Source organism: Paraclostridium benzoelyticum (assembly GCF_001006285.1).
In the GTDB taxonomy this organism is placed as follows: Bacteria; Bacillota; Clostridia; order Peptostreptococcales; family Peptostreptococcaceae; genus Paraclostridium; species Paraclostridium benzoelyticum.
Genome location: NZ_LBBT01000205.1, coordinates 1 through 11,869, shown reverse-complemented (window position 1 = coordinate 11,869; position 11,869 = coordinate 1). Strand labels below are relative to the sequence as shown.

General features: G+C 29.1%; 12 protein-coding genes. All 12 read left to right on the top strand.

Annotated features, from left to right (window positions below; all coding sequences use genetic code 11):
• The first annotated feature begins 271 nt into the window (after positions 1–271).
• The gene (locus VN21_RS09805; protein ID WP_046823104.1) at positions 272–1,897 is read left to right on the top strand and encodes an ABC transporter substrate-binding protein; all 1,626 of its coding nucleotides are present in this window, start codon (positions 272–274) and stop codon (positions 1,895–1,897) included.
• 21 nt (positions 1,898–1,918) lie between these two features.
• Complete coding sequence (locus VN21_RS09800) at positions 1,919–2,911, top strand: ABC transporter permease (protein WP_046823103.1); 993 nt, start codon at positions 1,919–1,921, stop codon at positions 2,909–2,911.
• Complete coding sequence (locus VN21_RS09795; protein WP_046823102.1) at positions 2,911–3,780, top strand: ABC transporter permease; 870 nt, start codon at positions 2,911–2,913, stop codon at positions 3,778–3,780. Before VN21_RS09800 ends, VN21_RS09795 begins: the two co-directional genes overlap by 1 nt.
• Positions 3,781–3,788: 8 nt before the next feature.
• Complete coding sequence (locus VN21_RS09790; RefSeq protein WP_046823101.1) at positions 3,789–4,721, top strand: ABC transporter ATP-binding protein; 933 nt, start codon at positions 3,789–3,791, stop codon at positions 4,719–4,721.
• Positions 4,711–5,325 carry an ABC transporter ATP-binding protein gene (locus VN21_RS09785; RefSeq protein WP_046823100.1) on the top strand — a complete coding sequence of 205 codons (615 nt, stop codon included), beginning with the start codon at positions 4,711–4,713 and terminating at the stop codon, positions 5,323–5,325. The genes VN21_RS09790 and VN21_RS09785 overlap by 11 nt, the downstream gene beginning before the upstream one ends.
• A 141-nt stretch (positions 5,326–5,466) precedes the next feature.
• On the top strand, positions 5,467–5,646 hold the full coding sequence (locus tag VN21_RS19365) for a hypothetical protein (protein WP_332840868.1): 180 nt from the start codon (positions 5,467–5,469) through the stop codon (positions 5,644–5,646).
• Between the two features lie 18 nt (positions 5,647–5,664).
• A complete protein-coding gene (locus VN21_RS19360) occupies positions 5,665–6,525 on the top strand; it encodes a tryptophanase (RefSeq protein ID WP_334290932.1) in 861 nt (286 codons plus the stop codon).
• Positions 6,503–6,850: a beta-eliminating lyase-related protein gene (locus tag VN21_RS19355; RefSeq protein ID WP_332840867.1), complete on the top strand. Its 348-nt coding sequence runs from the start codon at positions 6,503–6,505 to the stop codon at positions 6,848–6,850. The genes VN21_RS19360 and VN21_RS19355 overlap by 23 nt, the downstream gene beginning before the upstream one ends.
• A 220-nt stretch (positions 6,851–7,070) precedes the next feature.
• Positions 7,071–8,447, top strand: coding sequence for an aldehyde dehydrogenase (locus VN21_RS09775; RefSeq protein ID WP_152650797.1), 1,377 nt, complete (start codon positions 7,071–7,073; stop codon positions 8,445–8,447).
• A 102-nt stretch (positions 8,448–8,549) separates the two neighbouring features.
• The gene (locus tag VN21_RS09770) at positions 8,550–8,738 is read left to right on the top strand and encodes a hypothetical protein (RefSeq protein ID WP_046823098.1); all 189 of its coding nucleotides are present in this window, start codon (positions 8,550–8,552) and stop codon (positions 8,736–8,738) included.
• A 128-nt stretch (positions 8,739–8,866) separates the two neighbouring features.
• Entirely contained in the window at positions 8,867–9,862 is a 996-nt protein-coding gene (argF, locus tag VN21_RS09765; RefSeq protein ID WP_046823097.1) for an ornithine carbamoyltransferase, read from the top strand.
• 266 nt (positions 9,863–10,128) lie between these two features.
• Positions 10,129–11,754 carry a Na/Pi cotransporter family protein gene (locus VN21_RS09760; protein ID WP_046823096.1) on the top strand — a complete coding sequence of 542 codons (1,626 nt, stop codon included), beginning with the start codon at positions 10,129–10,131 and terminating at the stop codon, positions 11,752–11,754.
• The last annotated feature ends 115 nt before the right edge of the window (positions 11,755–11,869 follow it).

Below are 11,869 nucleotides of genomic sequence, written 5' to 3'. Positions count from 1 at the left end.
TTTTAGGCTAGCAAAAGATATAAATGTACATAGTATAAAATTATATAGTGATAGATATATATAAGAAAAGAGTTTGCATATTGCAAACTCTTTTCTTGTATTTAAATAGAAATAAATTTTGAGAAATTATTGAATATTAAGAAATATATGGATATAATTAACGTGTAGAAAAAAATAGTATATAAATGAAATTAAAACCATGAAGGTTAATCATGTCGTAAGACATGTAACTTTTGTGGTTTTTTTTACGCTTAAATAAGGGGGATAATTTATGAAACTAAAAAGGTCGATATCTATAGCATTAACTATGATGCTTACTGTTGCAACGATTACAGGATGTACAAGTTCAAAAGAAGGAGAAAAATCGAGCGCTAAAGGTAATACAAGCTCCAGAATAGAGAATAGTGAACTTGTTGCTGCAGTAGCATATGAACCAGATGAGGGGTTTGATGCTACAACTGGTGGTCATGGATCAATGACTAGAGTATTTTTTTCAACACTATTTAAAAGAGATAAAAATTTAGGAATGGAAAATGATTTAGCAACAGGATATAAGGTTTCCGATGATAGGTTAACATGGAATGTATCTATAAGAGATGGGGTTAAATTTAGCGATGGAGAAAATTTAACAGCTGAAGACGTTGTATATACATATGAAAAGGCAAAAGAAAGTGGATCTAATATAGATTTAACTATCTTAGACAGTGTAAAAGTAATGGATGATCATAATATAGAGTTTAAATTAAAAGAACCTCAATCTACATTTATAGAGAAAATGGCATCGATAGGTATAGTTCCTAAGCATGCACATAATGAAAAATTTGCACAAAATCCAATTGGATCAGGTCCATATAAATTTGTTCAATGGGATAAAGGTCAACAAGTTATAGCAGAAGCTAATGAAAATTATTATGGGGAAAAGCCTAGTATAAAAAAATTAACTATGGTGTTTTTAGATGATGATGCAGCTTATGCAGCTGTAAAATCGGGAGACGTAGATATAGCCTCTATACCAGGATCTTTTGCGAAAGATAAAGTAGATGGAAAAAAGGTAATTGAGTTAGATAGTATAGAAACTTATGGGATAGAATTCCCTATGCAAAAAAGTGGAGAAAAAAATAAAGATGGACATCCTGTTGGTAATGATGTAACAAGGGATAAATCAATAAGAGAAGCTTTGAATTATGCTATAAATAGACAAGAGCTAGTAGATGGAGTTTTAGATGGATTTGGAGCTGTATCAACAACTGGTCTTGAAAAAATGCCTTGGCTTAATAAGGAAACAATATTAAAAGGTGATGGAGATATAGAAAAAGCTAAGAACATACTTAAAGAAGGCGGATGGAAGGACTCAAACTCTGATGGCATTTTAGAAAAAGACGGTACTAAAGCTGAGTTTAAATTGCTTTACACAGATGGAAAATACAGACAAGAATTAGGCTTATCGGTAGTTGAAACTGCAAAACAATTAGGCATAAAAATCGATTTAGAAGCTAAAACATGGGATACTATAGAACCTGAGATAAACTCTCAACCTGTATTATTTGGATGGGGATCAGGAGATCCATCAGAGCTTAACTATTTATATAGTAGCAAAGTTATAGGAGTTGGAGTTCCTTGGAATAATGCTGGATACTATAAAAATGAAAAAGTTGATGACTATATAAGTAAAGCCTTGCAAAGTGAAAATGAAAATGAAGCTATTGAATATTGGAAAAAAGCTCAATGGGATGGAGAAACCGGGTTTTCAACTAAAGGAGATTTAACATATGCATGGCTTGTAAATGCAGGTCATTTATACATAGCTGATGAAAATCTAGATATAGGAACTCCAGTTGTTCAACCACATGGAGGTAGAATTCTTGATAATATAACAGAATGGAAATGGAAAAAGTAAATTTTTCAAGGAGATACTCATATGAATAACCCTAATAATATAGGAATATTTTTAATAAAAAAAATTATAAGACTCATAACTCTTTTAATTGCTGTGTGTATATTAAGCTTTGTTTTAATGGAAAAGTCACCGATAGATCCTATCAAGGCTTATGTAGGTGCTGATTTAAGTGTTACACAAGAACAAAGAGAAGAAATAGCTAATCATTGGGGGCTTAACAAACCTCCTGCTGAAAGATTTATATCATGGTTTAGCTCAATACTTAAAGGTGATTTTGGAACATCAATGATATATAGACGACCTGTAATAGATGTTATAACCGAAAAATTTATGGCATCTTTAGCTCTTATGGTTGTGGCATGGACAATTTCTGGCATATTAGGATTTGTTATGGGGGTTATATCTGGAATAAAAGAAGGTAGCATAGTTGATAAAATTATAAGGGGGTATTGTCATATTTTAATTTCAACTCCTACCTTCTGGTTAGGTATTTTACTTATCATGATATTTTCTGTTAAGTTAAAATTATTTCCGGTTGCACTAGGTGTACCTATTGGAGTGTTGGCAAGTGAAGTTACATTAAAAAGTCTATTAAAACACTTAATACTTCCGGCATTGACTTTAAGTGTTATAGGTGTAGCCAATATATGTTTACATACGAGAGAAAAAGTTATTGAAATTTCAAATAGTGATTATGTACTTTTTGCAAAGGCAAGAGGAGAAAGTAGTAAAAGTATAATATTTAATCATATTATAAGAAACGTAGCTTTACCAGCTATAACTCTTCAGTTTTTATCATTTAGTGAGTTATTTGCAGGAACTATATTTGCAGAACAAGTCTTTTCATATCCAGGACTTGGGCAAGCTACAGTTGACGCAGGAATTAAAGGAGACTTACCTCTTTTAATGGGTGTAGTTATAATAAGTTTGATATTTGTATTTACTGGAAATTTAATTGCAGATATTTTATATAAAGTTATCGATCCTAGAATGAAGGAGGGAAATACTAACTAATGGAACAACTTCAATATATAAAAGAAAAAACTCATTCTAACAGTAAGATTAATATAGGAATAAGGGAGAAAACTATTGTATCTATATTAATTTTTAGTTGTTTTTTAATAGGAATAATTGTATTTGGTAGCTTTATAAGTGAAAATCAAATAGCTATAGATTTAACTCAGAAAAATATATCTCCAAATTTAAATTACTTATTTGGTACAGACTGGATGGGAAGAGATATGTTTTATAGAACTATAAAAGGTCTTAGTTTAAGTATGAAAATAGGTATTATGGCGTCTATGATAAGTGGATTAATAGCATTAACCTTAGGGCTAATGAGTGCTACTATGGGAAATACAGTTGATTCTATAATTACATGGATTATAGATTTATTTCTTTCTGTGCCACATGCCTTAGTTATAATACTTATATCTATATCTCTAGGTGGAGGACTAAAAGGAATTATAATAGGTGTAGCTATTACACACTGGCCATCATTAACAAGGATAATAAGGGCAGAAGTAATGCAAATAAAAAACTCTGAATATGTGAAGCTGTCCAAAAACTTTGGTAAATCCAACGTATATATTGCTACAAAACACATATTGCCACATATAATCCCTCAACTTCTAGTAGGAGTAGTATTAATATTTCCACATGCTATATTACATGAGGCTTCTATAACTTTTTTAGGATTTGGACTTCAACCTCATGAACCTGCTATTGGAATAATTTTATCAGAAGCTATGAAATATTTAAGTAGTGGTAGATGGTGGTTAGCTTTTTTCCCAGGGATAAGCTTGGTCTTAGTTTCGTTAATGGTTGATAATATAGGTAAACAAATAAGTAAACTTATAAATCCTAAGTTAGCACATAAATAGGAGGTTGTATGAAAGATCCAGTACTAAGTGTTAAAAATTTAGAAGTTAGCTTTTCTCAATATACGAAAGGATTGAGAAAAAGAAATTTAAAAGTTATAACAAATTTAGATATAGATTTATATGAAGGTGAAATACTAGCTGTTGTGGGTTCAAGTGGATCGGGGAAAAGTTTGTTAGCTCATGCAATACTTGGAATACTTCCTAGAAATTCTAATGTTGAAGGTAGCATAATTTATAAAAATGAAATTTTAGATAAAAAAAGAAAAGAAAAATTAAGGGGGAAAGAGATTGTGTTAATACCACAATCAATAAATTACCTAGATCCTCTTATGAAAGTTTCTGATCAAGTTAAATTATCATTAGAAAATAAAAAAGAAGCAAGTGAAATACAAAGAAATATTTTTTCAAAGTATGGATTAAATGAAAATGTTGATAAGATGTTTCCATTTCAATTATCAGGGGGGATGGCAAGAAAAGTTTTACTATCAACAGCATTAGTAAGTGATACAAAAGTAATAATAGCAGATGAACCTACTCCTGGTTTAGATGAAAAATCATTAAATGAAGCATTAGGACATTTTAGAGATATTGCAGACAATGGATGTGCTGTTTTAATGATAACACATGATATTGATGCAGCATTAAAGGTAGCTGATAAAATTGCTGTATTTTATGCAGGAACTACCTTGGAAATTGCTAATGTAATAGATTTTAAAAGTGGGAATGAAAAACTTAGACATCCTTATACAAAAGCTCTTTATAATGCTTTACCTCAAAATGAATTTAAACCAATACCTGGATTCCAACCACTTCCAACTGAGATTCCTAAAGGATGTTTATTTTATGAACGATGTGAAGTTAGATCCAATGATTGTAAAAACAAAAGACCTAATACTAAGTATATTAGGGGTGGAATGGTGAGGTGTTTAAATGCAACTTAAAGCCAAGGATATAAGTTTTAAGTATAAAAATAGCAATACATATGTTTTGAAAAATGTAGACTTTGAAATTAACAGTGGTGAAATAGTTGGATTAGTTGCGCCAAGTGGATTTGGGAAAACTACTTTGGCTAAAATTTTAGCTGGATATGAAAACTCATATACAGGAAATGTAAAAATTGAAGGTATAAATAAAAAAAATAAGTATAATCCAGTGCAATTAATTTTTCAACATCCAGAAAAAGCCGTTAATCCCAAGTGGAAAATGAGTCAAATTTTAACAGAATCATTTAATCCACCTAAAGAACTTTTAGATTATATAGGAATAAAATATGAGTGGTTAAACAGATACCCAAATGAGCTTTCAGGAGGGGAACTACAGAGATTTTGTGTTATAAGAGCTTTATCTAAAGATACTAAGTTTTTAATTGCTGATGAAATGACAACTATGTTAGATGCTATAACTCAAGCACAAATTTGGAATGTAGTTTTAGATTATATCAAAAAAAACAATATAGGGCTTATAGTGATAAGTCATGAGAAAGCTTTAATTCAAAGAATTTGTGATAGGGTTGTTAATTTAGAAAAATTTAAGTTGAAAATTTAGTTTTAGAATAAAGAAAAATATATATTGATACTAGATTTCCAATTTGATATATTAAAATTAGGAACAAAAATCAAAATCATATCAAAGGCATTTTAAATACATCATAAATAAAGTTAAACTACTAAAATGGGGGTCTTTATTATGAGTAAAAAATATGTTGCAGAGCCATTTAAAATTAAAATGGTTGAACCTATCAAAATGACTACAAAGGAACAAAGAGAAGAAAAAATCCAAGAAGCAAATTATAACCTATTTTCATTAAAAGCAGATGACGTATACATAGACTTATTAACAGATAGTGGAACAGGGGCAATGAGTTAAAAGCAATGGGCAGCAGTAATGCTAGGAGATGAATCATATTCTGGAGCAAGTAGCTACTTCAAATTAGTAGAAGCTGCAAAAGATATATTTGGATATAAATATATACAACCAGTTCATCAAGGTAGGGCTGCAGAAAAAGTATTAGTTCCTTTATTTGTAGAACAAGGAAAATACGCTATATCAAATATGCATTTTGATACAACTCGAGCACATGTTGAGTTAACTGGGGCTAAAGCTATTGACTGTGTAGTACCTGAAGCTTTAGATACAGTAGCCTATGCTCCATTTAAAGGAAATATGGACATAGAGCGAATGGAAAAATTAATAAATGAGTTTGGTGTAGAAAACGTTGGAGTTATAATAATGACAGTAACTAACAATACTGCAGGCGGGCAACCTGTATCAATGGAAAATATGAGAGAGACTTATAAAGTCGCTCAAAAATATAAAATTCCTGTATTGATAGATGCTGCAAGATATGCAGAAAATGCATACTTCATAAAAACTAGAGAAGAAGGATATGAAGATAAAACTATAAAAGAAATTGTAAAAGAAATGTTTAGTTATGGAGACATGTTAACTATGAGTTCTAAAAAAGATGCTATAGTTAACATGGGAGGGCTTATAGGAGTTAGAGATGACGAAGAGTTATACAACAATGTAAAAGCTCGTACAATATCATTTGAAGGGTTTGTTTCTTATGGAGGTTTAGCTGGACGTGATTTAGAGGCTTTATCTGTTGGTCTTTATGAAGGAATTGATTTTGATTATTTAAAATATCGTATAGGACAAATGGAGTACATTGCAAATAGACTTGATGAGGCAGGAATAGCTTATCAATCGCCAGTTGGTGGTCATGCAGTGTTTTATAGATGCTAAGAAGTTACTTCCACATATACCGTACTACCAATTCCCTGCACAAGCACTTGCAATAGAATTATATAAAGAAGCTGGAATTAGAACTTGTGATATAGGTTCATATATGTTAGATAATGATCCTGTAACAGGTGAACAACGTCAATCAGAATTAGAGCTTACAAGACTAGCGATTCCAAGAAGGGTTTATACTCAAGCTCATCTAGATGTTATTGTAGATGCATTAATATCTATAAAAGAAAGAGCTGATCAAATAAAAGGTTATGAAATAACTTGGCAACCCAAAGTTTTAAGACACTTTACATCAAAACTTAAACCTATAGAGTAGGATGAGTTAGCAAGAGATACTTAAAATAATATTGTGAGAAAGATAAATATTTAAATTTTACTCCCAAAGCGTGAAGATGCTTTAAAGGTCGTTAAAACTCAAATATTTATCCTAAACAAATTATTTTGAAGTATCTCTTTTTTATGTTGGGATGGAGTTCAAATGGGTGGAGAAATAATATATAATAAAGTTATAAATATACAATTGGAGATGAGTTATTTTGAAACCTTATATAGATATATTGGAAAATCAAAGAAGGCATTTAAATGAAGTTGGAACAATTAGTGTTGAAGACAGAATTAAAGCTTTAAAAGATTTAAAACAAACGATAAAAAAATATGAAAATGAAATTATAGATGCACTTTATAAAGATCTAGGAAAATCTGAATTTGAAAGTTATACCACAGAGGTTGGATTTATATATAGGTCTATAAATCATGCATTAAAAAATATAAAAAAATGGAATAAAGTAAAAAGAGTAAGAAATGATATAGCGCAAATGCCAGGAAAGTCATATGTATATAACTCTGCATATGGAAGTGTTCTTATAATAGGTCCTTATAATTATCCTTTTCAATTAACTATAGAACCGCTTATAGGAGCTATAGCTGGTGGAAATACAGTTGTTATTAAACCTTCAGAATACACTACTAATGTTGAATATATATTAGTTAAAATTATTAAGGAGTGTTTTAATTCAAATTATATTGATATAGTGGTAGGGGATTATAATGTAAATAGTAATTTATTAGATCTAAATTTTGATTATATATTTTTTACAGGAAGCGTGAATGTAGGTAAAATAGTTATGGAAAAGGCTAGTAAAAACTTAATTCCTACAACTTTAGAATTAGGTGGTAAATCACCAACGATAGTAGATAAAACTGCAAAACTAGATGTGGCAGCAAAACGTATAGCATGGGGGAAATTTGCAAATGCTGGCCAAACTTGTGTAGCACCTGATTATTTATTAGTCCATGAAGATATATATGAAGAATTTATACAAAAGTTAAAGATTACTATAACGAATTTTTATGGAGAGAAAATAAAAGATAGTAAAGATTTTGGAAGAATTGTTAATGACCGTCATATGAGTAGGTTAAAAGATATACTAGATAAAGATCATGAAAAAATAGTATTTGGGGGAGAAACTGAGATGGAAACAAGATATATTTCACCTACTATTTTAAAAGATGTTAACTACAATGATGCAGTTATGCAAGATGAAATCTTTGGCCCTATAATGCCTATTATAAAATATAGTGAACTTGACGATATAAGGTTTTACTTAAACTTACATCAAACACCACTGGCGTTATATGTTTTTTCAGAAGATAAATATTTTAGTGATTATATAATTAAAAACTTTACTTTTGGAGGTGGATGCATAAATGATACAATAACACATGTTGCATCTACAAATCTTCCATTTGGAGGAGTTAAAACATCTGGAATTGGAAGATATCATGGATATAATAGTTTTAAAACTTTCACATATGAAAAAGCAATTGTAAAAAGAAGTAGTAAAATAGATATAAATTTAGTATTTCCACCATATAAAGATAAATTAAAATTAATAAAAAAAGTAATGAAATAAAATTTAAAAATGTAAAAATTTTACTGTATTTGTTAATGAAAATAAGAGAAAACTAAAAGTGATGTATATTTAAGTCAATATATTTTACTGGAGGTGCTTATTTTGAAAAATAATTCATTTTTAAATAGTGTAAGAGGCATATTCAAAGAAATGCTATATATGGAAAGTGAAAACACTAATACAGATAGAGAAAAAGTAACCGAAATAGATAAGTATGGAAATAAAACTACTTACTATAGAGCAGGAGCAGGACCTGATCAGCCAAATACAATAAATCAAAAATTTGAATAAAGATAAAACAAGGAAAGAATACATCAAGGTTTCTGTGTATTCTTTCTTTATTTTTATGTTTAACATAGCACATATAAATAAAGAAAATAGTAAAATAAATAGACGATAATTATTAGGGGGGGATTAAATTGACTATAGATCTAAAGGGGAAATCGTTTTTGACTTTATTAGATTATACAGAAGAAGAAATAAGATACCTATTAGACCTAGCAAAGCTTTATAAAATAGCTAAAAAGTTAGATAGATCTCACAAAAAATTAGATACTAAAAATATTGCACTTATATTTGAAAAAGATTCAATTAAGACAAGATGTACATTCGATGTTGCTGCTAAGGATTTGGGAATAGGAGTAACATATATAGGTGGCAATGAACTACAAGTTGATAAAAAGGAATCTATAAAAGATTTTGCTAGAATATTTGGGAAAATATATGATGGGATAGCTTACTTTGGAGGAACTCAAAATAATTTAAATAAATTAAATGAATTTGCTGAAATTCCTGTATGGAATGCGATGACAAATCAGCATCATCCCACTCAAGTTTTAGCAGATTTATTAACTATAGAAGAAAAGTTAGGACATTTAAAAGGAAGTAATATTACATTTGTTGGAGATGCAAAAAATAATGTAGTGAATTCCTTTATGATAGTATGCGCAAAGATGGGAATTAATTTTACTATATGTGCGCCAAGTGATCTATATCCTGATAAATCATTGGTTAATAAATGTAAAAATATAAGTAAAAAAAATAAATCTAACATAAATTTAACTGAAAATATTCAAGAAGGAACGAAAGGTGCAGATGTAATTTACACTTCTCCATGGAAATCTATACTAGAATCAAATAATATTTCAAAAGATAAGATAGAAAAGCTAACAAATTACAAAGTTAGTATAGAACTTATGAATAATTGTAGTAAGAATGTGATATTTATGCACTGTTTACCTGCTTTTCATAATTTAGAAACTAAATTCGGAAGAGATATTTATGAAGATTTTGGAATAAAAGAAATGGAAGTCACAGATGAAGTTTTTGAATCTAATTACTCTGTTGTATTTGATCAAAGTGAAAATATAATGCATACAATAAAAGCTATAATCGTTGCAACCTTAAGCGTTTAATATAAATAATACTAATTAAATAATGCATATAAAAATAAGGGTATATGATCATATTCTTATTTTTATATATAAATATAATTAACAAAAAATTAACGAAAAAGTTTGGTTTTTAACTAAAGCTTAATCTCGATTTAATAATTAACAACAACTTAACAAAAAAGAGAGTTTTTTAACATTGGCTTAACTTAAATTGACAAAATATTTGTTAAAATCAAATTAATGAAAAAACAGAAAAACACGTTTGATTTTTAAGGAGGAAATTATTAGTGGAAATAGCAATAAACTTGATGGGAGGACTGGGACTATTCTTATATGGTATGAATCTTATGGCAGATGGTCTTCAGAAATCAGCAGGAGAAAAATTAAAAAGAATAATTGGACTTTTAACTAGTAATGTATTAATGGGAGTTTTAGTAGGAGCTCTAGTAACAGCAATTATACAAAGTAGTAGTGCAACTACGGTTATGGTAGTTGGATTTGTTAATGCAGGAATCATGACATTACCTCAAGCTATAGGAGTTATAATGGGGGCTAATATAGGAACAACTATAACAGCACAGCTTGTATCTCTTGATTTAGTTGGAATAGCACCTTTAGCATTAGGTATAGGTATAGTAATGTATTTATTTTCAAAAAATCAAAAAACAAAAACAATAGCAGAAATTTTAATAGGTTTCGGTATATTATTTACTGGAATGGATTTTATGAAAAATGCAGTAAAACCATTATCAGAATTTCAAGGATTTACTGATGCATTAGTTGCTTTTGGAAATAGACCAATTCTGGGTATTTTATTAGGATTTGGAATAACAGCAATAGTACAAAGTTCTAGTGCTTCTATGGGAATGTTATTAGCACTTGCATCTCAAGGATTAATACCTTTAACGGCAGCACTTCCTATACTATATGGAGAAAATATAGGTACATGCGTTACATCTTTAATATCTAGTATAGGGGCTAGTATAAACGCTAGAAGAGCAGCCTTAATGCACTTAGTGTTCAACATAATAGGAACTATTATATTTATGTTAATTTTAACAAAACCTATAACTATGATAGTTCAAAATTTAAATCCAGATGATGTAAGTAGACAAATTGCAAATGCTCATACATTATTTAATATAACAAATGTTATATTACTGCTTCCTTTCTCTAAATATATAGTAAAGCTTACTATGAAGCTTATGCCAGAAAGAGAAGAAGAGATAAATAGCAAAAAAACTGTTCATTACATAGATGACAGGATGATGGAAACTCCATCTATAGCATTATCAAATACGATAAAAGAGACTTTAAGAATGGGTGAAAAAGCCAAAGAAAGCTTAGACAATGCAATGGAAGGGTTTTTAAATAAATCAAAAGAAAAAGTAGATGAATCTTTTAGTAATGAAAAGCTAATAAATATTTTACAAAAAAGTATACTGAATTATTTATTAAAATTATCTAAAACTTCATTAAATGACAATTCAAGAGAGAGTGTAGATTTATTGTTTAATACTGTAAATGATATAGAAAGAGTTGGGGATCATGCAGAAAACATAGCAGAGCTTGCAACTACTGTTATAGACAATAATTTAAGTTTATCTAAAGATGGGTCTGTTGAACTTAAAGACTTATATCAAAAAGTTATAGACACATACAGTTTAGCTCTTGAAAGTTTAGAAAAGTCAGATGTGGATTTAGCTTGTAGAGTAATAAAAATGGAAGAACAAGTTGATATGATGGAAAAAAGCTGTAGAGCAAATCATATGAGAAGATTAAATGCAAGTTCTTGCAGTGTAGATTCTGGAGTTATATTCTTAGATTTAATTAGTAATCTAGAAAGAGTATCGGATCATTCTGCTAATATCGCTCAACAGGTTATAAAATCTAGTAATAAGAAATTTGCATAATATAAAACTTTAAATAAAAAGCTTTATCGATATATTAAAATTGATAAAGCTTTTTATGTTTAATTAAACTATAAATGTAATTAAATTTTAAAAATTATAAAAATTGGCAGAAAGT

Excerpts from the sequence above, each read along its gene's own strand:
- VN21_RS09805 (WP_046823104.1), top strand. The coding sequence starts at position 272 with ATGAAACTAAAAAGGTCGATATCTATAGCATTAACTATGATGCTTACT.
- VN21_RS09800 (WP_046823103.1), top strand. The coding sequence starts at position 1,919 with ATGAATAACCCTAATAATATAGGAATATTTTTAATAAAAAAAATTATA.
- VN21_RS09795 (WP_046823102.1), top strand. The coding sequence starts at position 2,911 with ATGGAACAACTTCAATATATAAAAGAAAAAACTCATTCTAACAGTAAG.
- VN21_RS09790 (WP_046823101.1), top strand. The coding sequence starts at position 3,789 with ATGAAAGATCCAGTACTAAGTGTTAAAAATTTAGAAGTTAGCTTTTCT.
- VN21_RS09785 (WP_046823100.1), top strand. The coding sequence starts at position 4,711 with ATGCAACTTAAAGCCAAGGATATAAGTTTTAAGTATAAAAATAGCAAT.
- VN21_RS19365 (WP_332840868.1), top strand. The coding sequence starts at position 5,467 with ATGAGTAAAAAATATGTTGCAGAGCCATTTAAAATTAAAATGGTTGAA.
- VN21_RS19360 (WP_334290932.1), top strand. The coding sequence starts at position 5,665 with ATGCTAGGAGATGAATCATATTCTGGAGCAAGTAGCTACTTCAAATTA.
- VN21_RS19355 (WP_332840867.1), top strand. The coding sequence starts at position 6,503 with ATGCAGTGTTTTATAGATGCTAAGAAGTTACTTCCACATATACCGTAC.